The sequence below is a fragment of the Trebonia kvetii genome (assembly GCF_007827045.1).
GTDB classification, from domain to species: domain Bacteria; phylum Actinomycetota; class Actinomycetes; order Streptosporangiales; family Streptosporangiaceae; genus Trebonia; species Trebonia kvetii.
In genome coordinates this window covers 1-26,218 of record NZ_RPFW01000009.1, presented here as the reverse complement: position 1 = coordinate 26,218, position 26,218 = coordinate 1, and the positions used below count along the sequence as shown (strand labels likewise).

The 26,218-nt window shown below is 71.8% G+C and carries 25 protein-coding genes and 1 riboswitch; of the genes, 8 read left to right on the top strand and 17 right to left on the bottom strand.

Translation table 11 applies throughout. From position 1 onward, the window contains the following. The first annotated feature begins 88 nt into the window (after positions 1-88). Complete coding sequence (locus EAS64_RS36905) at positions 89-511, top strand: cytidine deaminase (RefSeq protein WP_246116055.1); 423 nt, start codon at positions 89-91, stop codon at positions 509-511. A 119-nt stretch (positions 512-630) separates the two neighbouring features. Further along, positions 631-1,989, top strand: a complete 1,359-nt coding sequence (locus EAS64_RS36900; RefSeq protein ID WP_145860867.1) for an aminomethyltransferase family protein — start codon at positions 631-633, stop codon at positions 1,987-1,989. Positions 1,990-2,019: 30 nt separating this feature from the next. On the opposite strand, the gene mtnA is transcribed toward EAS64_RS36900, so the two are convergent. Genes mtnA through EAS64_RS36885 form a run of 3 tightly spaced genes read right to left on the bottom strand, consistent with a single transcriptional unit; the run spans position 2,020 to position 5,013 of the window. Beyond that, positions 2,020-3,021 (bottom strand): S-methyl-5-thioribose-1-phosphate isomerase, encoded by a 1,002-nt coding sequence (gene mtnA, locus EAS64_RS36895; RefSeq protein WP_246116054.1) that lies wholly within the window; start codon positions 3,019-3,021, stop codon positions 2,020-2,022. A gap of 16 nt (positions 3,022-3,037) precedes the next feature. After that, entirely contained in the window at positions 3,038-3,733 is a 696-nt protein-coding gene (locus EAS64_RS36890) for a response regulator (protein ID WP_222849886.1), read from the bottom strand. After that, positions 3,730-5,013, bottom strand: a complete 1,284-nt coding sequence (locus EAS64_RS36885) for a GAF domain-containing sensor histidine kinase (protein WP_145860865.1) — start codon at positions 5,011-5,013, stop codon at positions 3,730-3,732. Before EAS64_RS36885 ends, EAS64_RS36890 begins: the two co-directional genes overlap by 4 nt. A 101-nt stretch (positions 5,014-5,114) precedes the next feature. On the opposite strand from EAS64_RS36885, the gene EAS64_RS36880 reads away from it, so the two are divergent. The 3 genes from EAS64_RS36880 to EAS64_RS36870 all read left to right on the top strand — a co-directional run bounded on the left by EAS64_RS36880 (position 5,115) and on the right by EAS64_RS36870 (position 7,879). Then, positions 5,115-5,450: an AAA family ATPase gene (locus tag EAS64_RS36880; protein WP_145860863.1), complete on the top strand. Its 336-nt coding sequence runs from the start codon at positions 5,115-5,117 to the stop codon at positions 5,448-5,450. Then, on the top strand, positions 5,362-7,521 hold the full coding sequence (locus EAS64_RS36875; RefSeq protein ID WP_145860861.1) for a helix-turn-helix transcriptional regulator: 2,160 nt from the start codon (positions 5,362-5,364) through the stop codon (positions 7,519-7,521). Before EAS64_RS36880 ends, EAS64_RS36875 begins: the two co-directional genes overlap by 89 nt. Positions 7,522-7,606: 85 nt before the next feature. Beyond that, positions 7,607-7,879 (top strand): DUF4242 domain-containing protein, encoded by a 273-nt coding sequence (locus tag EAS64_RS36870; protein WP_145860860.1) that lies wholly within the window; start codon positions 7,607-7,609, stop codon positions 7,877-7,879. A gap of 37 nt (positions 7,880-7,916) precedes the next feature. Here EAS64_RS36870 and EAS64_RS36865 read toward each other — a convergent pair whose 3' ends face one another. Continuing rightward, positions 7,917-8,387, bottom strand: coding sequence for a cupin domain-containing protein (locus EAS64_RS36865; protein ID WP_145860858.1), 471 nt, complete (start codon positions 8,385-8,387; stop codon positions 7,917-7,919). A 68-nt stretch (positions 8,388-8,455) separates the two neighbouring features. Further along, positions 8,456-10,834, bottom strand: a complete 2,379-nt coding sequence (locus tag EAS64_RS36860; RefSeq protein ID WP_246116079.1) for a lysylphosphatidylglycerol synthase transmembrane domain-containing protein — start codon at positions 10,832-10,834, stop codon at positions 8,456-8,458. Positions 10,835-11,229: 395 nt separating this feature from the next. On the opposite strand from EAS64_RS36860, the gene EAS64_RS36855 reads away from it, so the two are divergent. Further along, positions 11,230-11,577, top strand: a complete 348-nt coding sequence (locus EAS64_RS36855) for an MmcQ/YjbR family DNA-binding protein (RefSeq protein ID WP_145860854.1) — start codon at positions 11,230-11,232, stop codon at positions 11,575-11,577. Between the two features lie 35 nt (positions 11,578-11,612). Here the strand turns inward: EAS64_RS36855 and EAS64_RS36850 are convergent, their stop codons facing one another. Next, positions 11,613-11,909: a putative quinol monooxygenase gene (locus tag EAS64_RS36850; RefSeq protein ID WP_145860853.1), complete on the bottom strand. Its 297-nt coding sequence runs from the start codon at positions 11,907-11,909 to the stop codon at positions 11,613-11,615. A 230-nt stretch (positions 11,910-12,139) separates the two neighbouring features. Between EAS64_RS36850 and EAS64_RS36845 the strand changes: the two genes are divergently transcribed. Further along, the gene (locus EAS64_RS36845) at positions 12,140-13,420 is read left to right on the top strand and encodes an autotransporter outer membrane beta-barrel domain-containing protein (protein ID WP_145860851.1); all 1,281 of its coding nucleotides are present in this window, start codon (positions 12,140-12,142) and stop codon (positions 13,418-13,420) included. A 15-nt stretch (positions 13,421-13,435) separates the two neighbouring features. Here the strand turns inward: EAS64_RS36845 and EAS64_RS36840 are convergent, their stop codons facing one another. Next, positions 13,436-14,248 carry a DUF1684 domain-containing protein gene (locus tag EAS64_RS36840; protein ID WP_145860849.1) on the bottom strand — a complete coding sequence of 271 codons (813 nt, stop codon included), beginning with the start codon at positions 14,246-14,248 and terminating at the stop codon, positions 13,436-13,438. Between the two features lie 146 nt (positions 14,249-14,394). After that, a riboswitch (SAM riboswitch) is annotated at positions 14,395-14,507 on the top strand. A 37-nt stretch (positions 14,508-14,544) separates the two neighbouring features. Between EAS64_RS36840 and EAS64_RS36835 the strand changes: the two genes are divergently transcribed. Next, complete coding sequence (locus EAS64_RS36835) at positions 14,545-15,855, top strand: aminotransferase class V-fold PLP-dependent enzyme (RefSeq protein WP_145860847.1); 1,311 nt, start codon at positions 14,545-14,547, stop codon at positions 15,853-15,855. A 104-nt stretch (positions 15,856-15,959) separates the two neighbouring features. Here the strand turns inward: EAS64_RS36835 and EAS64_RS36830 are convergent, their stop codons facing one another. The 10 genes from EAS64_RS36830 to EAS64_RS36785 all read right to left on the bottom strand — a co-directional run bounded on the left by EAS64_RS36830 (position 15,960) and on the right by EAS64_RS36785 (position 25,926). Then, positions 15,960-17,093 (bottom strand): peptidase C39 family protein, encoded by a 1,134-nt coding sequence (locus EAS64_RS36830; protein ID WP_145860845.1) that lies wholly within the window; start codon positions 17,091-17,093, stop codon positions 15,960-15,962. A 75-nt stretch (positions 17,094-17,168) separates the two neighbouring features. After that, the gene (locus EAS64_RS36825; protein ID WP_145860843.1) at positions 17,169-18,908 is read right to left on the bottom strand and encodes a dipeptide ABC transporter ATP-binding protein; all 1,740 of its coding nucleotides are present in this window, start codon (positions 18,906-18,908) and stop codon (positions 17,169-17,171) included. Beyond that, positions 18,905-19,768, bottom strand: a complete 864-nt coding sequence (locus tag EAS64_RS36820) for an ABC transporter permease (RefSeq protein ID WP_246116053.1) — start codon at positions 19,766-19,768, stop codon at positions 18,905-18,907. Before EAS64_RS36820 ends, EAS64_RS36825 begins: the two co-directional genes overlap by 4 nt. Then, entirely contained in the window at positions 19,765-20,724 is a 960-nt protein-coding gene (locus EAS64_RS36815) for an ABC transporter permease (protein WP_246116052.1), read from the bottom strand. The genes EAS64_RS36820 and EAS64_RS36815 overlap by 4 nt, the downstream gene beginning before the upstream one ends. Further along, positions 20,721-22,376, bottom strand: coding sequence for an ABC transporter substrate-binding protein (locus EAS64_RS36810; RefSeq protein WP_145860841.1), 1,656 nt, complete (start codon positions 22,374-22,376; stop codon positions 20,721-20,723). Before EAS64_RS36810 ends, EAS64_RS36815 begins: the two co-directional genes overlap by 4 nt. A gap of 282 nt (positions 22,377-22,658) precedes the next feature. After that, positions 22,659-23,048 (bottom strand): hypothetical protein, encoded by a 390-nt coding sequence (locus EAS64_RS47760; RefSeq protein ID WP_145860840.1) that lies wholly within the window; start codon positions 23,046-23,048, stop codon positions 22,659-22,661. 351 nt (positions 23,049-23,399) lie between these two features. Further along, positions 23,400-23,816, bottom strand: coding sequence for a manganese efflux pump MntP (locus EAS64_RS47755; protein ID WP_369333574.1), 417 nt, complete (start codon positions 23,814-23,816; stop codon positions 23,400-23,402). Positions 23,817-23,962: 146 nt separating this feature from the next. Beyond that, positions 23,963-24,580: a cation efflux transmembrane domain-containing protein gene (locus tag EAS64_RS36795; RefSeq protein WP_145860836.1), complete on the bottom strand. Its 618-nt coding sequence runs from the start codon at positions 24,578-24,580 to the stop codon at positions 23,963-23,965. A 51-nt stretch (positions 24,581-24,631) separates the two neighbouring features. Further along, positions 24,632-25,030: a hypothetical protein gene (locus EAS64_RS36790; protein WP_145860834.1), complete on the bottom strand. Its 399-nt coding sequence runs from the start codon at positions 25,028-25,030 to the stop codon at positions 24,632-24,634. Next, positions 25,030-25,926 carry an SAM-dependent methyltransferase gene (locus tag EAS64_RS36785; protein WP_145860832.1) on the bottom strand — a complete coding sequence of 299 codons (897 nt, stop codon included), beginning with the start codon at positions 25,924-25,926 and terminating at the stop codon, positions 25,030-25,032. Before EAS64_RS36785 ends, EAS64_RS36790 begins: the two co-directional genes overlap by 1 nt. Between the last annotated feature and the right edge of the window lie 292 nt (positions 25,927-26,218).

Below are 26,218 nucleotides of genomic sequence, written 5' to 3'. Positions count from 1 at the left end.
CGCGGGCCCGGCCAGTGCTCGCCGTTGACCGTCGCGGTCGTTAGGCTGCTGGCAGCCTGACCCGAGGCGTGCCCGAGGAGTAATGCCGGTGGAACTGCGCAAGACCGACGACGCCGATGCCCGCGCGCTGTCCGATGCCGCGTGCGCGGCGGCCCAGTTCGCCTACGCGAAATACTCGCGTTTCCGGGTCGGCGCGGCCGTCGCCACCGCGGGCGGCATCTACACCGGCGCGAACGTGGAGAACGCCAGCTACGGACTGACCCTGTGCGCCGAACGCGCCGCGATCGCCAAGGCGGTGACCTCGGGCGACCTGGCGCTCAGCCGGATCGCCGTGGCGTGCGTCGATGCCGCGCCTGGTGACGGGCTCAACGCCGCGATGCCCTGCGGTGCGTGCCGGCAGTGGTTCGTCGAGTTCGACCCCGGCCTGCAGGTGCTGATCTGGACCCCCGCCGGCGACATCTACCAGTTCACCGCCCGCGACCTGCTCGCGGTCCCCTTCGTCCTCGGTTAACTCCCGTCGGCCGGGGCGGACAACCGAGACATTTGTCGCGATCGAGACTGCCCGCATGGCCGGCGCGGCGGCGCCCGTTTCGCGGTCTACTGGTGCGGTCTACTTCAGGGAGGGAAGCGATGACGTTCGAGAGCCTCGAGGCGGCCATCAAGCGCGCCGGGTCGCCGGTGGAACTGCTGCGCCAGTCGACCGCGCGGCCGCACGCCTTCCCAGTCGCACCCGAGTTCACCAACTGGCGCACCGAGCAGAACGCGTGGCGCACCACCTGCGTGCTCTTCGACCAGTCGCATCACATGACCGACCTGTTCCTGCGCGGCCCCGACGCGCTGCGGCTGCTGAGCAGCCTCGGCGTCAACTCGTTCGCGAACTTCGGCCCTGGCAAGGCCAAGCAGTACGTCGCGGTCAACGCCGACGGCCACCTCATCGGCGACGCCATCCTCTTCCACCTGGCGGAGGACCTGTTCGACGTGGTGGGTCACCCGACGGTCGCCAACTGGCTGCAGTACAACGTGGCGACGGGCGACTGGAACGTGACGGTCGAGCGCGACGACAACTCGGTCGACCGCCTGTCGGGCCCGCCGGTGCTCTACCGCTACGAACTGCAGGGGCCGGCCGCCGGGGTGATCGTGTCGAAGCTCATCGGCGGGCCGCTGCCCGACGTGAAGTTCTTCCACATGACGGAATTCGCCATCGCCGGGCACCGGGTGCGGGCGCTGCGGCACGGCATGGCCGGCCAGCCGGGCTTCGAGCTGTTCGGCCCGTGGGCCGAGGGCGAGGACGTGCTCGCGGCGATCCTCGCGGCCGGCGAGGAGTTCGGCCTGCGCCGGGCCGGGGCCAAGGCCTACTCCACCTCGAACCTGGAGTCGGGCTGGATCCCGACGGCGGTGCCCGCCATCTTCGGTGCTGACATGCAGGGCTACCGGGAGTGGCTCGACGTGTCCGCGCTTGGCTCGCTCGGCGGGAGCATGGACTCGCCCGACATCGCCGACTACTACGTCACGCCGTACGACATCGGCTACGGCCGGACCGTCAAGTTCGACCATGACTTCCTCGGCCGCGAGGCGCTGATACGCGTCGCGGCCGAGGACCACCACCGCGCCAAGGTGACGCTGGTGTGGAACCCCGACGACCTCGCGCTCGCGGTCAGGTCGCTGTGCGAGCCGGGCCTGCCGGCCAAGTACATCGAGATGCCCAAGGCCCGGTACGCGTTCTTCCAGGTCGACAGGGTGCTGCGCGGCGGGTCGACCGTGGGTCTCTCCCTCGACGTCGGCTACCTCGCCACCGAGCACGCGTTCGTCTCGCTCGCGACGATCGACACGGCCGCCAGCGAGCCTGGCACCGAGGTCACCGTGCTGTGGGGTGAGCGGCCGAACACCGGCAAGCCCGCCGTCGAACGGCACCGGCAGGTCGGCATCCGCGCCACCGTCGCCCCGGCCCCGTACGTCCGCGAGGTGCGGGACTCCTACCGCAAGGGCTAGCGACGGCGCTGGCAGCATCCGCCCCAGGTGTTACGGGCGGATCACGCGGTCTTCCGTGATGATCGCGGTGATCAGGTCGGCCGGAGTGACGTCGAAGGCGTAGTTCAGCGCCCGGGAGCCCTCCGGTGCGGTCCGCACGCCGCCGAAGGACGTGACCTCCTCGTCCGCGCGCAGCTCAAGCGGGATGTCAGCCCCGGTGGCGGTGGCCTCGTCGATGGTGGATTCCGGGGCGCTGACCAGGAACGGGATGCCTGCCCTGCGGGCCGCGAGGGCAAGGGAGTAGGTGCCGATCTTGTTGGCGACGTCGCCGTTGGCCGCCACCCTGTCGGCTCCGACGACGACCGCGTCGGCCTGCCCCTGGCTGATGAGGAACGGTCCCGCGCCGTCGGCCACCAGGTAGTGCTCGATGCCGAGCTGGCCGAGCTCCCAGGCGGTGAGCCGCGATCCTTGCAGCAGCGGACGGGTCTCGTCGGCGATGACGTGCGCAAGGGCACCCCGGTCCCGCAGCGTCCTGATGACGCCTAGTGCGCTCCCCCAGCCCAGGCAGGCCAGAGCGCCGGTATTGCAGTGCGTGTGCACCGTCAGCGGACCCGCGCCGCACTCCTCGATGAGGAACGCGGCGCCCCGCTCACTCAGCCGCCTGCTGGTCTCGATCGCGGCATCGCGGACCGCGAGGGCGGCGGCCTCCGTCGCGGCGGCGCCGTCGGTAAGCACTGCCGCGACCGCGAGCACCTCGCGGCGCAGGTTGACCGCGGTCGGACGGGCGCCGGCGATCCGCTCGACCTCGGCATTCAGCCGGCCGGCGTCCCACCCTTCGCGATCGGCTTGCCTGGCGGCAAGCGCCACGCCAAGCGCGCCGGCCACCCCGAGCAGCGGCGCGCCCCGCACGGCCAGCCGGACGATCGCGTCGACAAGCTCATCCACGGTGGCGATGTCGAGGAGGGCGAGCCGATGGGGAAGGGCCGTCTGGTCGATGGCGACGATGCGGCCGTCGCGCCAGCCGATGACGTCATCAAGCACCTCGCTGCCCACGCCGCCGACGCTACACCTAACGGGCGTCAGAACGGGTGCGTGGTGCCTGCGGCGGCAGCAGTCCCTCGCGCACGGCGACGAGGGCCGCCTGCGTGCGCGAAGTCAGCTGAAGCTTGCGCAGCATGTGGCTGACGTGGGTGCGGGCCGTCCGCTCGCTGATCACCAGCGCGTCGGCGATCTCCTTGTTGGACCGGCCCTCGGCGACAAGAACGAGAACCGCCCGTTCCCGCCCGGTCAGCGCGTTCAGCCCGGTGCGCGGCGCGGTGATCTCCCTGGTGAGCCGCCGCGCGATCGCCGGGTCGAGGTAGGTTCCGTCGACGGCGGCCGCGCGGATCGAGGCCGCCACCTCATCCGGTCCCGCGTCCTTGAGCAGGTAGCCGACGGCGCCGGCGGCCAGCGCCGCGTGCACCCGCTCCATCTCGCCGAAGCTGGTCAAGATCACCACGCGCACCGCCGGGTACCGGCCGGTGATCAGCGACACGGCGAGCACGCCGTCCATGCGCGGCATCAGCAGGTCGAGCAGGATCACGTCGGGCAGGGTGCCCCGGACGGCCATGCCCGCGAGCTGGTCGAGCGCGTCCTGCCCGTCGGCGGCCTCGGCGGCGACCGCCATTTCGTCGAGCGCCTCCAGGTAGGCGCGGACGCCGCGGCGCACCACGGCGTGATCGTCGACGATCATCACCTGGACCGGGCGGTCCTGCCGCCGGTTCACCGGGCACGCTCCTGCGAGGCTTCGCTCACGGCACGGATCCCCGCCCCGGCTGTCTCGCTGGGCAGTGCGGTCTCGCCGGGGAGGGGGACCATGAGACGGACCACCGTGCCCGCGGCACGGCCCGGCTGGACCGCCACCGCGCCGCCCCAGCGTTCGGCGCGTTCGCGCATCGTGGTCAGCCCGTAGCCCGCCGGCGCGTCGCGGGGCAGCGGCGAGGCGTCCTGGGCGATCCCCCGGCCGTCGTCGGTGACGGTCGCGGTCAGCTGGTCACCGCGCACCGCGAGCCGGACCGCGACCTTGGCCGCGCCCGCGTGCCTGACCGCGTTGTGCAGCGCCTCGGCGATGATCCGGTAGACATCCTCGGCCAGTTCCCCGGTGGCCGTATCAAGACCACGGCCGGCCGAGACGCTGACGGTCAGGCCTGTCCTGTTCGCGGTGCTCTTGGCCAGCACCCTGAGCGCCTCTTCGAGACCGCCGAGATCGGCGAGCGCCGCGGGGCGCAGCTCGTGGACCATCGCCCGCAGGTCGGCGAGCGCGGCCTGGGACAGCCCGCCAACCTCCCCGGCGATCCGCGCCACCGCCTGGGCGGGCACCGCCTCACCGCGCCCGGCGAGCACCTCAAGCGACTTGGCCTGCATGCTGATCGAGAAGACCTGCTGCACGATCGAATCGTGCAGGTCGCGGGCGAGCCGCTGCCGTTCCTCGCGCCGCGCGCCGTCCCGCGCGTGGCGCAGCAGGGTGGCATAGTCGACCGCGATCGCGGCCTGGTCGGCCATCGCGACGAGGAACTCCACCGCGGGCGGCGCCATCGCCTGCCCCGGGGCGAAGAACGCGTTGAGCACGCCGACGGCCTGGCCGCGGGCGATCAGCGGGACGCTCGCGAACGACTCCCAGTCCCGCTCGCCCAGGTACTCGCGAAGCGGCGTCCAGGCGGGATCGTCCCTGATGGCCGCCCACCGGTTGGGCACCAGAACCGGCTCGGCCGAGCTGAACGCGTCAATCATGCGCAGCGCGGCCCCGCGCGCCCGGCACTCCATCAGGCGGTCGAAGAAGTCCGGCCAGTGCCCGAACCCGGCCGAGCCCATGACGCGCAGCTGCCGCCCCGCGGCGTCAAGCGTCATGATCTGCACCGCGGCCAGGGCGTCGGCCTGGAGAACCTCCGCCGCGATCGCGTCGAGGATGGTGGGGAGCGAGCCCTGGGACGCTAGGTTCGCAGCCGCCCGGGCGATCGCCGCGACGCGCCGCTGCCGGTCCCGCTCGCGCGCTGTGCCTTCACCCATGTCAGGAGGTTACCGGCAGCGGGGCGATCGCATCCCTTGTCTGTCGCCGCGGCTTGTGCACGTGATGTCCGGCAGAAGCCGGCGGCTCGTATGATCCGGGCATGAGGCTGCTGGAGCGGACCGCGGCCCTCGCCGCTCTGCACGAGTGCCCGCCGGGGCGGGTGGTCCTGGTGTCCGGCGAGGCGGGCATCGGCAAGTCCTCGCTGGTGCGCCGGTTCCGCGACGAGTCGGCGCGGACGGTGCTGTGGGGCGAGTGCGACGCCATGCGCACGCCGCGCCCGCTCGGTCCGGTCCGCGACCGACCGGACCACGACGCGGCTGCGGCTCGCCCCGCTGTCACTCGACGGGGTGGCGGAACTCGTCAAGACCGAGGCGCCAGCGGCAACGCCGACCGGAGAACTGGACGCGGCACGGCTGCACGCGCTGACCGGGGGTAACCCGTTCTACCTGACGGAGGTGCTCGCCGAACCCGGCCAGCCGGTCCCCGCGTCGGTCCGCGACGCGGTGCTCGCCAGGGCGGCCAGGCTCGGCCCCAGGCAGCGGGCCGCGCTTGAGGCGGTGGCGATCTTCCCCGGCGGGGCGCAGATCGGGCTTATCGACGGCGATCCCGCTGCCGTCGACGGATGTGTGGCGGCGGGGATGCTGGTGACCGCGGGCCGGGTCGTCGGATTCAGGCACGAACTTGCCCGGCTCGCCGTGGACAGCGCGATCCCGCCGGGCAGGAAGACGGCGCTGCACACGCGGACGCTCGCCAGCCTCGGCGCGGCGGGCGCCGATCCCGCGCGGCTCGCCTACCACGCCGAGGAGGCGGGCGATGGCGCCGCGGTGCTGCGGCACGCGCCGGAGGCGGCGCGGCGGGCCAGCGCGGTCGGCGCGAACAGGCAGGCGGCCGATCAGTACGCGCGGGCGCTGCGGTTCGCCGCCGCGCTGCCGCCCGCCGAGCGGGCTGAACTGCTCACGGTGTACGCGGAGACCTGCGACGTCATCGGCGACGCCGCGGCAATGAGCGCCTCGTCCGCGGCCCTCGAGTGCTGGCGCGAGGCGGGAGACCGGGCGCAGGAGGCGGCGCTGCTCGCCCGCCGCGCGCACTACCTGTGGGCCAGCGGCGAGGCGGCCGCCGCGCGCGCCGCGGTGCGCGAGGCGATGACGCTCGCCGGACGGCTCCCGCCGGGTCCCGCGCTGGCGGCCGCCTACACCTGGACCGGCTACCTGCTGATGCTGGCGCGAGACATTCCCGGTGCCATCGACGCCAGCGAACACGCGGTCGGCCTGATCGAGCGGCATGGCCCGCCCGTCCTGCTGACCCGGGCGCTGAACGCCCTGGGTACGGCCCGCTGGTTCACCGACCCACGGCTGGCTGAGGGGACGCTCCGCCGGGCCGCCGAGGCGGCGCGGTCGGCGGGCGACGACGCGGGGATGGGCTGGGTGCTTGTCAACCTCGGCTCGGGCGCGGGAGAGATCCGTGAGTACGCGGTCGCGGAGCCGGCGCTCCGCGAGGCGATCGACTGGGCAACGGCCCGCGACCAGGACCGGGTGGCCGGCTACGCGACCGCCTGGCTCGCCCGATGCCAGTTCGAGCGGGGCGACTGGGCGGAGGCGACACGCACGCTCGCCGCGGCTTCCGGCCCGGACAAGGCGGTGCCCGCCAGGATCGTGCGGCTCACCACACTCGGCAGGCTCCGGGCCAGGCGCGGCGACCCGGGTGCCGCCGAGGCCCTGTCCGAGGCCTGGACGCTGGCCGAGAGAACTGGCGACCTGCAGCGGCTTTGGCCGGTGGCGGCGGGGCGCGCGGAGCTCGCCTGGCTGTCCGGGCGGCCGGACGCCGAGGTAGGCGGCCTGGTGGCGTCGACCTATGAGCTCGCCGTCCGGCTCGGCCACCCGTGGGCAATCGGCGAACTCGGCCAGTGGCTGTTGGTAGACGGGTCGGCCACGAATCCGTCCGTGACGGTGGGGTCAAACGCGACCGCGCTCGCCGCGACGGCACTGCCCGCGCCGGCACTGCCCGCGCCGGGGGCCGCCGATCCGTACCGGCTGCCGCCAGAGCTCGCGGCGCTGGCCTGGGAACGGCTCGGCTGCCCGTACGAGGCGGCATCGGCGCTGGCCCTCGCCGGGGAGCAGGCAAGCGCAGGGCACGCCGATGGAGGCCAGGGACCCGCCGCGGCGGCCGGGGCGTTGCTCGAGGCGCTGCGCCGGTTCGAGCGGCTCGGCGCCCGCCCGGCCGCGGACCGGGTCGCCGCGCGGCTGCGGGCGCTCGGCGTCCGGCCGCCACGACGCGCCACCCTCGCCCACCCGTCCGGCCTCACCGAACGAGAGGCCGAGGTGCTCGCCCTGATCAGGCAGGGCCACGGCAACGCGGAGATCGCCGCGCGGCTGTCCATCTCGGCGAAGACCGTGGACCACCACGTGTCCGCCATCCTCGGCAAGCTCGGCGCCCGCACCCGGCACGAGGCAGCCCAGCACGAGGCGGCAGAGCAAGCGGATGCCTTATTTGGGGAGAGCGCCGAGTAAAGATGGGGAACGTTCCCCATGCCGTCGTGCGGCGCCGGCCGGGAGACTTGCAGGCATCCATTCGGATGCGTGAAAGGAGCGGGACATGCCGCGCTACATTGTGCAACGGACCTTCGACGGGGGCCTCCACATCCCGGCCAGCGACGAGGGCGCCAAGACCTGCCGCGCCGTGGACGGCGGGAACGCCGGCTTCGGTGTGAACTGGCTGCACTCCTACGTGAGCCTGGACAAGACCAAGACGTTCTGCGTCTACGACGGGCCCACGCCGGAGGCGATCCGGCAGGCCGCGGAGACCAACGGGGTGCCCGTCGACCAGATCACCGAGGTCAGCGTCCTCGACCCGTACTTCTACCACTGAGGCGGCGCGGCAACGCAGCCGGCGCCCGCTGACGAGGCTACGGGGTATCGGCGGGCGGCGCGGGGACCGCGGGAGCGACCTCGACCTCGTGCCTGGCGGCCAGGGCGATGGCCGCGGCCATGTCGGGGGGCCTGGTCAGCCGGGCGGAGGCTTCCTCGAAGAACTCGCGGGCGCCGCCCGGGCCGGCGATGGTGAGGAACCGGCAATCGGCGGTGCCGTTGCGGTAGGCGTGCCACTGGAACGCGGGCACGGTGACGCAGCTGCCCGCCGGGGCCTCCCGCCAGTCCTCACCGTCGAAGACCTCGAGCACGCCGGCCAGGACCACGTAGATCTCGTCCCAGGGATGGCGGTGCGGCGGCGGTCCCGCCGCACCGGGCGCCTCACCTGGCGCGCTCGTGTCGAACACCGCGACACTGAGCTCCTGGCCAGCCGGGGTGAGCGGGCGGAGTTCCTCGCCGAGCACGCTGAGCACCGGGCTGGTCGCGGCGTGGCTGATGGTGACTGGCATGGCGGCCTCTCCCTCGCTGCTGCGGTTTCATTCTGCCGTCGCGGCGGCGACATCGAAAGCGACCGCGATCACAGGTCGTGGTTGCGCTCGAGGTAGTGCATGGCGGCCCAGCCGACCGGCACCGGGAGCCAGAAGGTGAGCAGCCGGAACAGCAGCACCGCGCTACCGGCGACCGCGCCAGGGAGGCCGCTCGCGGTCAGCCCGGCGGTCAGCGCGAACTCCACCGCGCCGAGGCCCCCAGGGGTGGGAATGATCGAGCCAATCGTGCTGCCCGTCAGGTACACGAAGCCGATCTTGCCGAACGGCACCGAGCGGCCGAACGCCGCGACGCACGCGGCCAGGCACAGGATGTAGGCGAGGCTGAGCAGCAGCGCCCCGCCGATCCCCTCCGCCAGCTTGCGCGGATCCTGCGCCACCTCGAGCAGCCGCGGCAGCACCTGGCCGGAGATGGGCGACAGCCTGGCCCGGACCAGGCGGCGGCCTGCCGGGATCGCCAGCACGCTGACAGCGATCACCAGCAGGCCGGCCACCACGAAGTAGGCCCAGGTCGGCGGCTTGATCTGGTCGGAGGTGCTGCTTCCGGTGATCGCGCCGAACACCGCGAGCAGCAGGATGTGCAGCACGAAGGCCACCACCTGGTTGACGCCGACGCTGGCGACCGCGACCGCGGGCGGGATCTTCTTGCGCTGCAGGTAGCGGACGTTCATCGCGGCGCCGCCGACGGCGGCCGGTGTCACCAGCGTGACGAAGGAGCTTGCCAGCTGCACCATGGTGGTGCGGGCGAAGCTGAGCTTCTCCGAGACGAATCCGGACAGCGAAAGTGCCGCAGCGACGTAGGTCACCGCGGACAGCCCGAGCGCCACGATGCCCCAGCGCCAGTCCGCCGACTTCAGCACGCTGCTGAGGCTCTCCTGCGCCAGCTCGCCCGCCAGCAGGTAGACCGCCGCGACGCTCGCGACCAGGGTCACCAGGGTGCGCGGCCTGATGCGCTCGAGATGCACCGGGGTGACCTCGGCGCCGGGCACCGCGGCGAGCAGCACCTTCCTGACGGCGGGCAGCACGTCGCGGCGGCGGCGCAGTTCGTGCCTGGTGGACCGCACCAGCGCGACCGGCTGGAGCAGCGGAAGCACGGAGATCAACTCATTACCGCCGACCTTGGTGGCCGCGAGCTTCGCCGACTTGTCCGGCCCGACGACCAGCGCGAGCTCGACGATCAGCTGTGCCAGGTCGAGCCGGGTCTGCAGGTCGCCGGCCGGCAGGTCGCCGTCGCCGGGATCGAGCAGCATGACCTGGCCGTCGGCGGTGAACACGATGCGGTCCGCGGTCAGCCCGCGGTGGGCGACGTGGTGCGCGTGCAGGCGCTGCACCGCGTCCCAGATACGGCCCAGTTCGTCATCGGTGCACTCGTGATTGCGCGCCGCCAGCGTGGTCCACGCGCAGTGCTCGTAGGCGAGCACCGCGGTGTCCGCGCCCACCCGCAGCACCGTGCGCAGCCGCGGCGTGCGCACCCCCGCCTCGGTGGTCGCGTAGGACATCAGGGCCCGGCGCTCGACCGCGCGGTCGACCGACAGCGGCGCGGTGCGCGACACCTGGCCCTGCACCCGGACCCAGCGGTAGAGCCGGTAGAACGTTCCCGCCGCCTGCTGGTCCCTGTCGAACACCTCAAGGTCGAGCTGCCCGCCGTCTTCTGTCTCCACCCGGTAGTGCCTGGAGCCTGCCGCGCCCGTGGGCTCGGGGACCCGGCGGATGGCCGTCGCGATCCGTTCGGTGCCCGTCAGGGCGGTGGCGATGTCGAGCGCCGTCGGCCGTTGCGGCGCCGCGCCCGCGCCGTACCTGACGGCGAGCCCGATGGCGCGGCCGGCGAGCAGCGTGAGCAGGAAGGAGATGATGGTGGTGTGTGACGTGCCGAGCTCGATGATCCCGTACACGCCGATCGCCAGGCCGAAGGCGTTGCGCCAGCCGGTCCGGCCGGCCAGCCCGATGATCGTGGTGTAGGCGACAAGCCCGGCCAGGTAGGGGTCGAGGGCGTCGGTGTGGCTGACGCTCGGATGCGCCATGATGATCGCGTCGTAGAGACGGACGGCCTCGGGTCTGGCGAGCACGATGTTGGCGACCTGGACGAGCAGGCCGGCGAGCACGCCGGTGGCCGCGGCCTCGACGAGACGCGGCACCTGGCGCCTGGCCAGCTGGGCGACCGCGAGGCCGAGCGGCAGGATCAGCAGCACGAACAGCCCGAGCGCCGGGCCGATGGTGATTATCGCGGGCGGCAGGTGCTTGCTCGCGCCCACGATGTCGGTCTCCGCACCGGTTGTCGTCGCGCTCGCGGCCACCGCCGCGACGGCGAGCAGGATGATCCACAGGCACGACAGCGCGAAGCGCAGCGCGTCGGCCGGCTTGTGGATCCGGCGGTCCGGCTGGTCATCGACCTGGATCGCCTGAGACTGCATCACCGGACGATCGTTTCATCTCCGCAGCGCCTCGACGACGCGGCACCGGCATCTAGCCCGGGCGTGGCGGGCGGCAACCACTGTCCGCCGCCCCGCGGCGGGTGCGGGCGCGCCGGAATCCGCCCGCGCGCCCCAGCGCCGGGCGGGTACCCTACGCCCCGATGTTTTCCCAGGTGAAGCCCCGCCTTGCGATCACGGCGAACCGGCGCCAGGGGCGGCGCCGGTCTACCTCCGTGAACGTTAACGCCAATGATGTCCCCGGTAACTCAAATTAGGCGAACGCCTATATGGACGATGATCGCATTTCCGGCGTCTCGGCGTACCGGCCCGCCGGCGGCGGCCGCTGCCGGCGGGCGGCCGGCCGGATTGTCGGTAGCCCGTGTTAGCGTCCGGGCATGATCACAGCGGCGGACGTGCGCGAGGTGGCCATGGCGCTGCCCCGCAGCGAGGAACACCTGATCAGGGACTACATCAAGTTCCGCGTCGGGAGGATCGTCTACGCCTCGATCTCACCGGACGAAACGACCATCGGCTTCGGCTTCCCGAAGGAGGAACGGGAGGCGATGGTCGCCAGCCAGCCGGACAAGTTCCTCATGCCCCGCCAGTCCGACCTGCGCTATCAGTGGATCAACGCCCGGATGTCCGCCCTCGGTAAGGACGAGATGACCGAGCTGATCACCGACGCCTGGCGCATGTGCGTGCCCAAGAAGGTCGCCGCCGCCGTCCAAGATCGCGCGGGGTAATCGTGACAGTGCGGACAACGGGCGGGTCTGCGCTGTTATATGCCCTCGGCGACGGTGAACAGGGTGAGCTTCGGCGCGGCGGCAAGCAGCGTGCCGAGCTCGGATGCGCCCTCGGCGGTGGCGCGCCAGGCGCGGTAGGCCCGGTCGTGCTCAACCGACTCCCAGGTCTCGTACACCACCACATGGGTAGGGTCCGCGCTGTCGTTGAGCACCGTGAGCCCCAGGCACCCGGGGAACGCGCGGGTGTCGGTGAGCGTCGCGCGCAGTATCCCGGGTGCGCTTTCCAGCGATTCGGGCTTGAGCTGCAGATCGAGAATCGCGATTATCGCCACGGGTACTCCCTTGCAGACACGGTGATCAACAACCGCCACTCTGCCATGGCGCCTAACCGGGCGGTAGTGAGCCACGTCTCAGCGATCGGCCGCCGCGCTAGTCGCCCGGCGACAGGGGCTGGCGATGAGCGCTTGCGCGCCGGACCTAGACGGCCCGTGTGGGAGCGTGTCACGATCGCTGAACGGGATCGCGGCGTTCGAAATTCACGCTGGAAGAGGGGGGATACGAAATGAAGACTCTTTTGATCACGAAAACGGCTATAGCGGGAGGTGCGGCAATCCTGATCGCCGGGCTCGTGGCGGCTGCCCCAGCGGCTCAGGCCTCCAACGGGCGGACGGTGCCCTGCAAGACGCCCGCGCTGATCGCGGCGATCAAAGCCGCTAACAACAGCGGCGGCGCGAGGATCAAGCTCACTCCGCGGTGCACCTACCGGCTGACCACGGCCAGCAGCCCGAACGCCATGCTCGGCGACACCGGGCTGCCGGTGATCACCAGCCGGATCACGCTGACCGGCTTCCATACGACGATCGCGGGGAACAGCAGCACGTTCCGCATCCTCATGGTCACCGGCTCCGGGAAGCTGACGCTGAATGGGCTGACCATCACCGGGGGAAACACCTCCGGGCCTGGCGGCGGCATCTTCAACCTGGAAGGCAGGCTGACCCTCAACCACAGCCGCGTTACCGGCAACTCCTCCGGGGGCGGGATGATGGCCGCGGGCGGCGGCATCGCCTCGGGCACGCTGAACACCGGACCAGTCGGCACGGCCGTGCTGAACTTCAGCTCGGTGGATCACAACACCACCACGAACAGCGCGGGCGGGATCCTCAACCACGGTGGCACGCTGATCCTGCATGCCAGCAGGGTCGCCGATAACACCGCGGCCGAGGGCGGCGGCGGCATCGCCAGCGGCACCGGCGGCCAGGGCGGCCCCCGCTCTAGCATCCTGGTGGTCAAGTTCAGCGTGGTGAGCGGCAACGCCGCCAACGGCGGGCCGATGGCCGGGGCGGGCGGTATCTCCAACGGCGGCACGGCGGCCATCACCGGCAGCGCGATCTACGGCAACACCGCCCCGGGCGGCGCCGGCGGCGGGATCCTCAACCACGGTGTGATGACCGTCAAGGCCAGCAAGGTGAGCGGCAACACCGCCCCCGCTGACAGCGCGGGTGATCAAGGCAACGGCGGTGGCATCGCCAACATCAACCTCGCGCCTGTCGCCCAGGGCGCCGTCAACGGCGGAATCTTGACCATCACCTTCAGCCGGATCAGCGCAAACACCGCGTCCGGGGCAGGCGGCGGGATCTTCGAGGCCACCATCACGCAAAGCGGTCCGAGCGCGGGTGGCCCGCTGACGCTGAAATTCAGCAAGGTCACCGGCAACAAGGCCGACCAGGGCGGCGGCATCTTCGCGGTGCCCGGCAGTCCGGTGCAGCAGAAGTTCACCGTGATCGCCAGGAACATCCCCGACAACTGCGCCCCGCCAGGGGTCGTCCCCGGCTGCACGGGCTGAGAAAGGAGACAGCGGCTACCCGGGGATCTTCTCCCCCGCCTCCACCGCGACCGGCAGCCGGTTCTCCGCGGGCGGCAGCGGGCAGGTGGCGAGGGTCGTGTAGGCGCAGGGCAGGTTCGTCGCCCGGTTGAAGTCGACGACCACGGTCCCGTCGGCGTCCGGCGCGGGCAGGTGCAGTGACCGGTTGGCCGCGTACGTGGTCACCCCGGAGGTCTCGTCGGTGAACAGGATGAACAGGCCGCCTGGCGCGTGCCCGGCGAAGGCGGTGAGCGCGAGTTCCCGCCCGTCCACGCTGAACTCCACCCGGCCCGGCGCCGTGTAGACGTGCTCGAGGCCGTCGGCGACCGACCCGACCGCGGTGGGCCGCGGCTCGTCGAACGGGAAGTAGCGGCCCACGATCGCCCAGAGCGGGTCCGCCGGGAAGGCCGGCGTGCCCTCGTACGCCACCCGCAGCGGGTTGTCCGGGTGCCGCGGCCGCACGATGTCGTTGCCGCCTCGCTTGGCCACCTCGATCACCGCGTCACCCCAGGCCGGGTACAGGCTGTCCCGCTCGGCGATCACACCGAACGAGTAGCGCCCGGTCACCGCCGTCCCGTCGACCGTCAGCGACTCGCCGTCGGCGAGCGCCACCACGACGCCGTCCGGTCCCGTCGACCACTCACCGGGCGCGTCGGCGAACCGCTGCGGCTCGTCGGTGAGCCAGTTGAAGCTAGTGATGGCGAGGAAGCCGTGCTCGCCGGCGCGTGCCGCCTCGTGCCTGCGGTGCCAGTCCGCCCACTGCGCGGCGAAGTCGTCGGTGCCTGAGGCGGTCTCGCTGACTGCGGTCATGGCGCATGCTCCCTTGAAGATCGAAAGTCATCATTCGAAACGGTTGGCGGCGACTGTCTATGCCGCACGGAATCCGCCCGTGCGGCGGAACGAGTGCGGCGATACCCCCTTGCGCGCGCCACGGTGACCTCTGTTAGTCTCTTGCCCGTCACGAGTGCCAGCGTCAAGCCCCGGCTTGCTGGCCGGCAACCCTCCTCCGCGGCGGGGTGCTCCGGGTGAAGACATGGCCGCTCCCGACCGGGAGCGGCAAGCGCGGATCCGGTGCCCGGGTCCCGAGGTACCGGAGTGATGCTTCCATGGCACCATCGCTTGCCCTGCTGTCCCGTCCCGCCCAGGAGGCCGGCGCGCCGCTCGCGCCGCTGGCTAGCGACGGCCAGTCGGTCCCGCTCGTCCAGGGCGGTTCCGTCCGCTGGGTCAACCTCGACTACGCGGCGAGCGCGCCCGCCCTGCGGGCGGTCGCCGACCACGTCGCGCAGGTGCTTCCGCTGTACGCGAGCGTGCACCGCGGCGCGAGCTACGCCTCCGAGGCATGCACCGCCGCCTACGAGGCGGCAAGGCGGCAGGTCGCAGCCTTTGTCGGCGCCCGTCCTGACGACGTGGCGGTCTTCACCCGCAACACCACGGACGCGCTGAACCTGCTGGCCACCGCGGTGCCCGGCGAGGTCGTTCACCTGGACATCGAGCATCACGCCAACCTGCTGCCCTGGCAAGCGCGCGGCAACCGGCTGGTGCCCGCCGGGTCCACCGTGGCCGCGACGCTCGCCGCGGTCGAGGCGGAACTCGCCCGCCGCCCGGCGGCCCTGCTGACTGTCACCGGCGCGTCCAACGTCACCGGCGAGTGCCCGCCCCTTGACCGGCTCGCCGAGATCGCGCACCGGCACGGCGCCAGGCTCGCGGTCGACGGGGCGCAACTGGTGCCGCACCGCCGGGTCGACCTGTGCGCCATCGGCGCGGACTATCTGGCGCTCTCCGGGCACAAGATGTACGCGCCGTTCGGCGCGGGCGCGCTGATCGGCCGCCGCGACTGGCTGGACGCCGCGCCCGCCTACCTGGCGGGCGGCGGCGCGGTCCGCGAGGTGACCTGCGACTCGGTCCGCTGGGCGCCCGCTCCGGCGCGGCACGAGGCGGGCACCCCCGCCGTGCTCGGCGCGCTCGCCCTGGCCGCGGCGTGCCGCGAGCTCGCCGCGCTGCCCGACGGCGCCGTCGCCGCGCACGAGCAGGCGCTGCTCGGCCGGCTCGACGAGGGGCTCGTGGCGGTCGGCGCGCGGGTGCTGCGCATCTGGCCGGACGCGCCGGACCTGGACCGCGTGCCCGCGGTGTCGTTCACGGTGCCCGGCTTCGCCGCCGCGCGGGTGGCCGCCTACCTGTCCGCGGAGCACGGCATCGGGGTACGCGACGGCAAGTTCTGCGCCCACCCGCTGCTCGCGCGGCTCGGCGCGGCCGACGGCGCGGTCCGGGTCAGCCTCGGCCTCGGCAGCCAGGCCGACGACATCGACCAGCTGATCGCCGCGCTCGGCAAGCTGCGCACCGACGGGCCGTCGTGGCGCTACACCGCCGATCATCGGCCCTCCCCGGACACCAGGCCGCTCCCGGACTGGACCCGTTAGCACGGCGGCTGCCCGCTTCACCCGCGCTCCGCGCTTCTTGCTGTTATCAGCTGACGGGCGGCGCGGCGGCATGATGGTGGACGATTGGGTACACCCGAGTGTGCCTAAACGTCCACTGTCCCTTGCGGCGGGGCCGGACGCGTGAAGGCGAGCATCGCGCGGATGGGCGGCTGGCCCGTCCACGCGATGCGGTCAAGGCCGCCGGCCGGATACGGGGCGTCGTAGCCGTCCACCCAGGACTCACCCTGGCCGGTCTCGGTCCACGGGTCGTGCACGATGAACGCGTCGCCGTCCATCGCGTGCACCAGGATCCAGTGCGGGCACACGTCGCCGTGCACGAGCACCTCGTCGACCAGCAGGATCGCGGCGCCCCCGTCCCTGATGACCTGCTCAAGCTCGGCGATGTCGAACGCGCGCCGCTCGGTATCGATGCCCGCCTGGGCGGCGCGGCCGGCGAAGCCGCTCTGGATGAACCGGCCGAGCTCGCGTTCCTGCTCGGTCCCGCCCTCGTCGAGGAACAGCGCCTCGCCGGTGCTGATCACGATCCGCGGCGTCACGCCCTGGCCGCGGGCCGCCAGGGCCAGGCCGTAGGGGTCGCAGGCGAGAACCGTGGTGGCCGCGCGCCACAGCTCAAGCTCCGTGGTCCTGTTGACCCGGTCGAGCAGGCCGTAGTGCGCGAGCAGCATAGACAGCGCGGCTGGCCCGCAGGTGAAGTCGGTGGTCTGCCGCATGTAGGGGACGGCGGTCCTGTCGGTGCGTGTGCGCCACTTGACCTGCGCCGCGGGCACCGCGGGGCCAGGATCGGGAACCGGCGCGCCGATCTCCGGCGCGGGCACCGTCTCATACCCGGCCGCCGTGAAGGAGGCGGCGTCCTCATCGTGGCCGACCGCGCATTCCCGCTTGACGACCGCGAAGCCGGATCCCCAGGCGAACGCCTCGGCGGCTTCGGCCAGGGCGCGGCGCAGCGCGGGGCGTTCCCACCCGGCCACGCGGTCGGCTGCCCAGATGCCGCCGATCTTCAGGTAGCCGGACAGCGGCCGGCCCGCGGTGATCGCGGCGCCCGCGATGCCCGCGCCGTCCCTGGCCAGGAAGACGTTGCGGACGAGCGGGGCGGCGAACCGCGACCACGACTCGATGACCTCGGCGGGCAGCCCGAGCGGCGCCAGGCCCTCGCTGGTCGCGCCCTCGATCGGCAACCGCGAGACGGCGAACGACGCGACCTCAGTCGTGGACGGCATGACGCTGCTGCGCTCCTTCTTCTTGTGCGCCACAGCGCGGCGACGCGGGCGGCCGCGCGCCGGGGGGCGCGAGGGTCATCGGCCGGCGGGGACGCTGGCCATCAGCCGCCTGGTGTAGTCGCGCGCCGGGGCGGACAGCACCTCGCCGGTGTGGCCCTGTTCGGCGATCCGGCCCTGATACAGCACGTAGACGCGCTGCGACGCCTGCCGGACGACCGCCAGGTCGTGGGAGATGAACAGCACCGACAGGCCAAGACTGGCGCGCAGTTCGGCGATCAGGTTGAGTATCTGCGCCTGCACCGACACGTCGAGCGCCGACACCGCCTCGTCGCAGACCAGCAGGTCGGGACGGGCCGCAAGGGCGCGGGCGATGGCCACCCGCTGCCGTTCGCCGCCCGACAGCGCCCGGGGCCTGCGGCGCGCGTAGGCGGCGGGCAGGCCGACCATCTCAAGCAGCGCGGGAACTTCGGACTTGCTCCGGCCGCCTGCCCGCAGCGCGTCGCGCAGCGAACTGCTGACGCTGAGGCTGGGGTTGAGCGCGGAGTACGGGTCCTGGAAGACGATCTGCGGCGGCCGCGACGTGCCGGTGCGCACCGTTCCCTCGTCGGCCACCTCCAGGCCGACCACGATCCTGGCCAGGGTGGTCTTGCCTGAGCCGGACTCGCCGACGACCGCGACCGACTCGCCTGGCGCGATGTCCAGGTCGATGCCGTCGAGGGCGACGTGGCTGCCGAACGACTTGCGCAGGCCGCTGATGCACAGCACCGGCTCGAGACCCGCCGGGGCGGAGGCGAAGGCGGGGGCGGCCGGTGGGACCACAACCCGTTCGGGATCATCGGTGGTGAATTGACCGGCGTGGACGCACGCGACCCGGTGGCCCGGGCTGATCTCGGCGAGCGCGGGGGCGGCGGACCGGCACTCGTCGGTCGCGAGCGCGCACCGCGGCGCGAACGTGCAGGCGTCGCCGACCTGCGCCAGCCGCGGCACCGAGCCGGGGATGGTGGGCAGCCGGTCCAGCGTGACGTCGAGCGGCGGGTCGCAGTCGAGCAGCCTGCCGGTGTACGGGTGAGCCGGGGCGGCGAGCACCTCGGCGGCGTCGCCCTGCTCGGCGACCCGTCCCGCGTACAGGACGGTGATCCGGTCGGCGCGGCCCCTGGCCACGCCGAGGTCGTGGGTGACCAGGATCAGGCCCATGTTCCGTTCCCGCTGCAGGCCGGCCAGCAGGTCGAGCACCTCGCGCTGCGTGGTGACGTCGAGGGCGGTGGTCGCTTCGTCGGCGACGAGCACGTCCGGCTTGGTGACCAGGGCGGCGGCGATCGCGACCCGCTGCCGCATCCCGCCCGACAGCTGGAACGGGTATTGCCCGGCGACGCGGCCCGGCAGGCCGACCTCGTCGAGGCTGGCGAGCACCGCCGCCTTCCGCGCCGCCTTGGACAGCCCGCGCAGCGACATGGCGATCTGGTCGCCGCACCGGTGACGCGGGCTGAGGCTGGTGAACGGGTCCTGCGGCAGCAGCGTGATCCTGCTGCCGCGCACGCCGCGCCAGGCGCGGTGCCCGCCGTCGAGCGGCAACGTGTCACCGCCGATTGTCATGGTGCCGGCCGCCGTGAGGCCGGTCGGCAGCAGACCGGTCAGCGCCCGGGCGGTGACGGACTTGCCGCTGCCCGACTCGCCGACGACCGCCACGGTTTCGCCGCAGCCGACCTCCAGGCTGAGCCCGCCGACGATCGGCCCGGCCGGGCCGGTGACGCGCAGGCCGGTGACGGACAGGGCGAGCTTCGCTGGTTCGCCTGTCGTGGTCCGCACGCCGCTCATCGACTCGCCGCCCGTGCGGTCAGCCGCTCGAACAGCCAGTCGCCAACGATGTTGATCGCGGTGGCGGTCGCCACGATCATCACGCCTGGCGCGATGATCGCGGCCGGGTTGGCCGCCAGGATGTTCTGCCCGTCGGACAGCTGCCTGCCCCAGTCGGGCGAGCCGGGGCCGACGCCGAGCCCCAGGTAGGACAGCGACGACATCGCGACGATCGCGAAGGCGATGTTCAGCATGACGTTGGCGACCGCGACCGGGATGACGTTCGGCAGGATCTGCCGGTACATGATGCGCCACGCGGGCATCCGCAGCACCTTCGCCGATTCGATGTAGGGCTGGGTCTTCTGCTCCATGACCGCGCCGCGGATCAACCGGATGTCCGACGGCGAGAACAGCACGATCAGCACCGCGACCGTCATCCAGTAGCCGCCGGAGAAGATGCCGGCCACCACGACGGCGAGCAGCACCGCGGGCAGCGCGAGCAGCAGGTCGGCCCAGCGGGCGATCAGCGCGTCGAGCAGTCCGCCGTGATAGCCGGCCAGCGTGCCGAGCAGCAGGCCAGCGATCATCGAGCCGAACGCGATCACCAGCGGGCCGGCGATCGCCGACGGCGTGCCGCCGAGGGTCAGCCTGAGTATGTCGCGGCCGAGGGTGTCGGTGCCGAGCAGATGCCCGGCGATGCCGGGTCCGTTGACGCCGAGCAGGATGTCCTGCTGCGTCGAGCCCGGCGCGACGACGCCAGGCAGTAGCGCGCAGACCGCCACGAAGGCGAGGAGCAGCATGGAAAGCACCACGCTGACCTGGATCTTGGGCCGTCGTCCGGCGGCTGCCCGCAGGCCCGCGACGGGCACCGAGGGCGTCACGATGCCGCCATCTCGTGCCGCAGGCGCGGGTCGAGCGCCAGGTAGGCGAGGTCGACGAGCAGCGCGGTGACCGCGATCGCGGCGGCCATCAGCAGGGTGAGAGCCTGCACCACGGGGACGTCCTTGAACAGCACCGCGCCGTCGAGCAGCGAGCCGAGTCCCGGCAGCGAGAAGACCTGCTCGACCAGGAGCGTCGAGCCGAACAGGTACGCGACGGTCAGGCCCAGGCTGGTGATCACCGGCAGGCAGGCGTTGCGCAGGATGAGGCCGAGCACCTGGATGTTCGCCAGTCCGCGGGAGCGCGCGAACGTCACGTAGTCCTGGTCGACCTCCCTGATCACCGCCGCCCTGGTGATCTTCAGGATGAAGCCGCCGAGGCCGAGCGCGAGGGTCAGCGCCGGGAGCGCCAGGTGATACAGGCGGCCGGCGACGCCGGTCCCCGTGCCGTAGACGGGGAACCAGGCGAGGTCGCTGGCGAACAGGTAGAGCATGAGCAGCCCGAGCGCGAACGCGGGCGCGCTGGCGAACACCACGCCGACGCCGACGACGCCGCGGTCGGTTCCCCGGCCGTGCCGCAGGCCGGCCAGCACCCCGGCCGGGACGCCGAGCGCGACCGACAGCAGCAGTGCGAACCCGACGATCTCCAGCGTCAGGGCGAGGCGGGAGGTGATCTCCCCCGCCACCGCCTGACCCGACTGCACCGAGATGCCGAAGTTTCCGTGCACCGCCTGGGTGAGCCAGGTCCAGTACTGGGCGAGGAACGGCTCGTTCAGGTGGTACTCGGCGCGGATCTGCGCGAGCGTCTGCGCGTTGACCGGCCTGGTGCCGAGCAGGTTGCGCGCCACGTCGCCCGGCTCCAGGTAGAGGAGGCTGAAGATGAGCAGCGACATGACCGCGAGCAGCGCCGCGGTGCCCGCCACGCGACGGGCGAGGAAGAACGCGCCTGCCCTTGTCACGCTGACGCGGCCCCATACAGCGAGGCGGCCCAGGGCGACTCGAATGTATACGAGCTGTAGCCGCGGACGCCGACGCTGCTGGAGAAGGCGGTCAGCGTCTTGCCCCACCACAGCGGCAGGTACGGCAGGTCGGCGCCTGCCGCCTGCTGTGCCTGGATGATCAGGTCGGCGCGCTTGGCCGCGTCGGTCTCGGTGACCGCCTGGCCGAGCAGGCTGTCGACCTGCGCGTTGACGTACCCGGCCAGGTTGGCGGCGGGCTTGTTGTACAGCAGGTAGGTGACAAGCTCGGCCGGGTCGGGCGTGGTGTTGAAGTACCACATGTAACGCAGCGGCTGCTTGGCCGCGCCCAGGTTGGCCAGCCACTGTGACAGCGCCACCTCCTTGACCTGGAGGGTGATGCCGATCTGCTTGAGGTTGGCGGCGAGGCTGAGCGCGGCGGTGCCGAGCTGCGGGCCGGTGTTGGGGTACTCGAGGGTGGTGGTGAACCCGTGCGGCACCGAGGACTTGGCGAGCTCCGCCTTGGCGTCTTCAATGGAGAAGCCCACCTGCGGCACGGCGGCGAGCTTGGCCGTCGCCTGCTGCGCGGTGTAGACCCCGGCGAACTGCTCGGGGGTGGAGATGGCGGTCGCCACCTGGCCCTGGCCGCGCAGCAGCTCGCTGACCACGGCGTCGCGGTCGATGCAGTGCGCGATCGCGCGGCGCACGTGGACGTCGCTAGTCGGCGCGACGCCCAGGTTGAAGATCAGGCCGGCCCAGGACCGGTCGGGCACGCTGAGCACGCGGGTGCCCGGAAGGCCCTGCCACTGCGCCATGGCGCCGAGCGGCACGCCGAACGCCATGTCGAGCGAGCCGGACTTCTGCGCGAGGAACCGCGCGTTGTCGTCGGCGATGAAGTTGATCTCGATGGTCTCCACCGGCGGCTTGCCCGCCCACCAGGTGCCGGAGGCCTTCAGGGTGACCGAGGAGTCCGGCTGGAAGCTGGTCACCCGGTAGGGGCCCGTGCCGACAAGCAGCGCCTGGGCGGTGCCGATCTGGCCCTTGTGCTTCTCCCAGAACGCCTTCGGCGCGATCCACAGCGAGTCCGCCGCGCTCGGCACCCACTCGAACGCCTCGTTCGCCGCGCTGAGCTTGATGGTGATCTCGTTCTTTCCGGTCTGCTTCACGGTCGCGCCGCTGAAGTAGCTGGCCGTGTTAGGCGAGGCCTTGGCGTCCATCGCCATCTTCAGCGAGTAGAGCACGTCCTCCATGGTGAGCAGGGTGCCGTCGGTGAACTTGGCGTCGTCCCTGATCGTGTAGACGTAGGTCTGCGCGTCCGGCCGGCTCCACGACGACGCGATCGCCGGCTTGGTGGCGCCGGTGGAGTCGATGTAGACCAGGCCCTCCATGGTCAGCGCGGCCACGTAGTAGTTGTAGATGCCGGCTTCCTGACCCGGGTACAGGTTGCTCAGCGTGGCCGGCAGGCCGACGGTGAGCTGCTTGATCGGCTGTCCGGTTGCCTTGCCTGCCGCTCCTGGACCTGCCGTTCCCGTGCTTGACGCGGACGGCGCGCTGCCGCCGCCGCGGCAGGCGTCGAGCAGCCCGGCGAGCGAGACGATCGCGGCCGCCCCGGCTCCCCGCCGCAGCAGGTCCCGGCGACTAAGCGGCGTGTTCATCGAAGTGCCTCCTCGGGGCGTGGCGACCCTAGATACCGCTGTTGCGCATGCGGCGTCTGTGGTTGATGCGGATGCACAAGATCATAGATTTTCTACGAGTGCAGTGTAAAGGGACTTAACGTATGTAAACCGCATAACACCCGTAACGGGACGTGTAGGGTCATGACCATGCCCTCCGCCCGTGAGTCCGACGGCCTTTCTGACGGCCTTTCTGACGGCCTTTGCGACGGCACTGGGGAGGCAGTGGTGACACAGGCGCCGATTCGCCGGCTGCCGAAACGCTCACGAGCGGAAACGCGCGCGCTGATGCTGCGCGCCGCGACCGAGCTGGTGTGCGAGGGGATGGCGGACAGCAGCGACGCCGCGGTCTCCGCGGCCCTCGCGCACGTGCAGCTGACCGAGGTCGCCGCCCGGGCGAACGTGATCGTCCGCGCGGAGCTCCCGCCCGGCGAATTCGACGGGCGGGTCGCCGCGATCACCACCGGCGCCATCTACCAGGTCTGGCCTACCCAGGGCGAGTTCCAGGCCGACCTGCTGTTCCACCTGGCGGAGCTGGACGCCGCGTTCCGCCCGACCCTCGACGAGGTGGCGGGCATCGTCACGGCCGCGGTGGACGACGGACGGCCGCTGCCGCAGACGCTCGCGGCGATGATCGAGGTGTCGTTCCGGCATACCAGGGATAGCGCGATCTTCTACGCCTCGCTCGGCTTCTACCTGCGCTCGGGCAACGAGCGGGTCCGCGCCGTGCTGCGGCACGGCGACGACGACTTCCTCGCCGCGATCGGCCCGGTCTGGAAGGCGCTGCTCGACGGGTACGGCCTGCGGATGCGCGCACCCTTTGTCCTCGACGATTTGTCGATATCGATCGGCGCGCTGCTCGAGGGGTTCGCCCTGCAGTGGAAGCGGCAGCCGGAGCGGACCGTGGATCCACTTGGCGAGAAGGGCTGGTCGCTGCCGGGACGGCTCGCGGCGATGATCCTGTGCCAGATGACCGAGCCAGCCCGTTCCCTGGAAGATCGGTCCTTACCGGGGGAGCTGTTCGACGATCAGGTAGATTCCGAGCAGGATCAGGGCGACGCCGGCGAGTCGTTCGGCGCGCTCACGCCAGCTTTTGGCGATCTTCGCCCCGAGTGCCAGGCCGAGCTGCGCGGCGATGAATGCCTGCAGGGCGATGGCGACGATCACCGCGATCACCGGCAGACCGGACAGGCCGATGCTGAACCCGATGGCCAGCTCGTCGAGGCTGATGCTGATCCCAAGCCCGATAAGGGCCAGCCCGCGGCTGGTGGTGATGCGGGCCGCCTTGTCTTCCTCCCCCTCTTCGTCGGCGAACAGCATCCAGCCACCGATGCCGATCACGGCAGCGGCGGCGACATAGTCGGCGACCTGGCCGATGCCGTGGGCCAGCGCGGCGCCAAGGCCAAGGCCGATCAGCGGCATGCCGCCCTCGAAGGTCACGAAGATCAGCGAGATCCGCAGCCGCTGCCAGGCCGAGGTAACCGCTGCGGCGCCGATAGCGGCGGCGACGGCGAATGAGTCGATGCCCAGGGGCAGAACGAAGGCGAGCAGCGTCAGCATGACAGGTCCTAGCCAGCCGCGGTCGCGCCCTCGTGCGGGCTGAAGATTTCCCTGACCTCACGCGCGGCGTAGTAGACCAGGACGTACCCGGCAGCGGGGTCGGCCCACCACCAGCCCGCCACGGCATTCAGACTCAGCCCGAGCAGCACCGCCATGGCCAGGATGCCGTCGATCACCGTAACCCTGCCCTCGGTCACCAGCACCGGGTTATCCAGCGCCCGGCCGGTCCGTCCCTTCCCGGCCGCCAGCGCGAACATGACCGCCGCGGTCACCGCGGTCCATATGATGCCGGACACCGAATGCCGCGGGTGATGCCCGACCGCCAGCACCACCGTGGACTGCACCAGGAGATAGACGGCCAAGGCGGCGAACGCGCACCCGATCAGCCGCAGGCCGCGCCGCTGCCGGTCGGTTCCGGTGCCGGACAGCTCCCAGATCACCACGGTGGACGCCCCGATCTCGATCAGCGAGTCCAGCCCGAACCCGGCCAGCGCCACCGACCGGGCCGTGATCGCGCTCACCGTCAGGACAACGATTCCTGCGACGTTCCAGCCGAGCGTTGCCCATTCCAGCGCGAAACCGCGGCGGACCAGGGACTGCCGCTCCTGCTCGTCAACCACAGCCACAGGGAGAGCGTAGCGGCATACGCGGTAGCTCTTAGGGGCGCGTCGGCCTGGTTACAGCGGAACGATGCGGGGTTCGCCGACAGTGACGCCGCCGAGCTTGAGCGGCACCTCTGCGTATGGGTCAAGGGCGTAGGCGAGCGACAGGCGGTGGTAGCCGTCGGCGATGTCGGCCTCCGCGACCAGGATCGGCGACAGCCTCTCGCCGCCAAGCACCTTCTTCAGTTCGTTGACCACGCCGGGATCGGACAGCGGCAGCGGCTCGCGCCCGGTGGCCCGCATGATGTCGTTGGCCCGCCGGGTGATCACCGGGAGCTTGCGCAGCTCGGCCGCCGCCTTCTCGGCGCGGCTCTCACCGAAGCGGATGCTGAGATAACTGGAAGCGGCCGCGTAGTCGTGGGCGGCCACGTCCTGCTTCCACCGCAGGTAGCGGCTGATGTCGGTCGTGCTCATTACCGCCTCCTCCTGGCACCGGACGTCCCGGCGCGAGTCAGGTCCGCCCAGGGCTTGCGTCCGACGGCGGCGTACATGGGGATGAGCTCCGCCGCGTCCGCCGCTGCCTCTGGGCGCCAGTGCGGCATCGGCACCAGGCCGGGTTCGACAAAGGACAGCCCGTCGAAGAAGCGGGCGTACTCCGCGCCGGTCCGCGGCGTGAAGACGGCCGACCCGAGCTTGGCGTTGTACCGCGCGGCGCCTGTGGTCATCGTCTGGGTGTCGATGTCGCGGGTGGTGTCCGACATCGCGAGATAGCTGCCCGAAGGGACCGCGCTCATCAGCTTGGTGATGACGGCGTGCGGATCATCGGCATCGGGCACGTACTGCATGGTGCACAGCACCATGACGGCGACGGGCTTGCCGAAGTCGAGCGTATCCGCGGCCCGGCTCAGCACCTGGCCGGTGTCGCGCAGGTCTGCGTCGATGTAGGCGCAGGCTCCCTCGGGGGCGCTGGTCAGCAGCGCCCGCGCGTGGGCGAGCACGATCGGGTCGTTGTCCACGTAGACAATCCGGCAGTCCGGTGCGACCGCCTGGGCGACCTGATGGGTGTTCTGAGCGGTGGGCAGGCCGGTGCCGATGTCGAGGAACTGGCGGATTCCCGCCTCGCGCGCCAGGTAGCGGACCGCACGGCGGAGAAACGCGCGGTTAGCCCGCACGCACGCGAACACGACTGGGCTGACCTCGATGATCGCCTCGGCCGCCGCCCGGTCCGCGGCGTAGTTGTCCTTGCCGCCGAGCAGGTAGTCGTAGACACGGGCCGGGTGGGCGGTGCTGATGTCGAAGGGCGGCGGATTTCGCGGCGAGCCCGGGGCGTCGTGGTAGCTCTCGCTCGCCGGTGCCTCGTGAGCGCTCAATGCCGGATGCCTTTCCGCTCGCTGATCGCCTCCGCTCGCTGATTGCCGCGGGTGCTGATCGGGACGTACCGGAATAGCCGATGACGCTGACCATCGTTACGCAGAAACTATCCCACGCGGAAAGCGAACCTGGCGGGCGGCGACCACCCTGCCGCTGTTCATCTTTTAGGCTGTGTAGCGCCAGGGTTCCTGGGTGTAGGTGCGGCCGGTCGGGGTCGTCCACTGGTGCCAGCCGGGCTTGGGCTGGGTGACGGTCCAGCCTGCGGTTTGCTTGACCTGGTGGCAGCGTCTG

Bases quoted from the DNA above. Each gene is read 5' to 3' on its own strand.
- EAS64_RS36880 (WP_145860863.1), top strand. From the start codon at position 5,115: ATGAGGCTGCTGGAGCGGACCGCGGCCCTCGCCGCTCTGCACGAGTGC.
- EAS64_RS36840 (WP_145860849.1), bottom strand. From the start codon at position 14,248: ATGACCGCAGTCAGCGAGACCGCCTCAGGCACCGACGACTTCGCCGCG.
- EAS64_RS36865 (WP_145860858.1), bottom strand. From the start codon at position 8,387: ATGCCAGTCACCATCAGCCACGCCGCGACCAGCCCGGTGCTCAGCGTG.
- EAS64_RS36900 (WP_145860867.1), top strand. From the start codon at position 631: ATGACGTTCGAGAGCCTCGAGGCGGCCATCAAGCGCGCCGGGTCGCCG.
- EAS64_RS36855 (WP_145860854.1), top strand. From the start codon at position 11,230: ATGATCACAGCGGCGGACGTGCGCGAGGTGGCCATGGCGCTGCCCCGC.
- EAS64_RS36845 (WP_145860851.1), top strand. From the start codon at position 12,140: ATGAAGACTCTTTTGATCACGAAAACGGCTATAGCGGGAGGTGCGGCA.
- EAS64_RS36810 (WP_145860841.1), bottom strand. From the start codon at position 22,376: ATGAACACGCCGCTTAGTCGCCGGGACCTGCTGCGGCGGGGAGCCGGG.
- EAS64_RS36830 (WP_145860845.1), bottom strand. From the start codon at position 17,093: ATGCCGTCCACGACTGAGGTCGCGTCGTTCGCCGTCTCGCGGTTGCCG.
- EAS64_RS36790 (WP_145860834.1), bottom strand. From the start codon at position 25,030: ATGAGCACGACCGACATCAGCCGCTACCTGCGGTGGAAGCAGGACGTG.
- EAS64_RS36885 (WP_145860865.1), bottom strand. From the start codon at position 5,013: ATGGGTGAAGGCACAGCGCGCGAGCGGGACCGGCAGCGGCGCGTCGCG.
- EAS64_RS47760 (WP_145860840.1), bottom strand. From the start codon at position 23,048: ATGCCGGAACGACACCTCGATCATCGCCGCGAGCGTCTGCGGCAGCGG.
- EAS64_RS36860 (WP_246116079.1), bottom strand. From the start codon at position 10,834: ATGCAGTCTCAGGCGATCCAGGTCGATGACCAGCCGGACCGCCGGATC.
- EAS64_RS36825 (WP_145860843.1), bottom strand. From the start codon at position 18,908: ATGAGCGGCGTGCGGACCACGACAGGCGAACCAGCGAAGCTCGCCCTG.
- EAS64_RS36870 (WP_145860860.1), top strand. From the start codon at position 7,607: ATGCCGCGCTACATTGTGCAACGGACCTTCGACGGGGGCCTCCACATC.
- EAS64_RS47755 (WP_369333574.1), bottom strand. From the start codon at position 23,816: ATGCCGCTGATCGGCCTTGGCCTTGGCGCCGCGCTGGCCCACGGCATC.
- EAS64_RS36835 (WP_145860847.1), top strand. From the start codon at position 14,545: ATGGCACCATCGCTTGCCCTGCTGTCCCGTCCCGCCCAGGAGGCCGGC.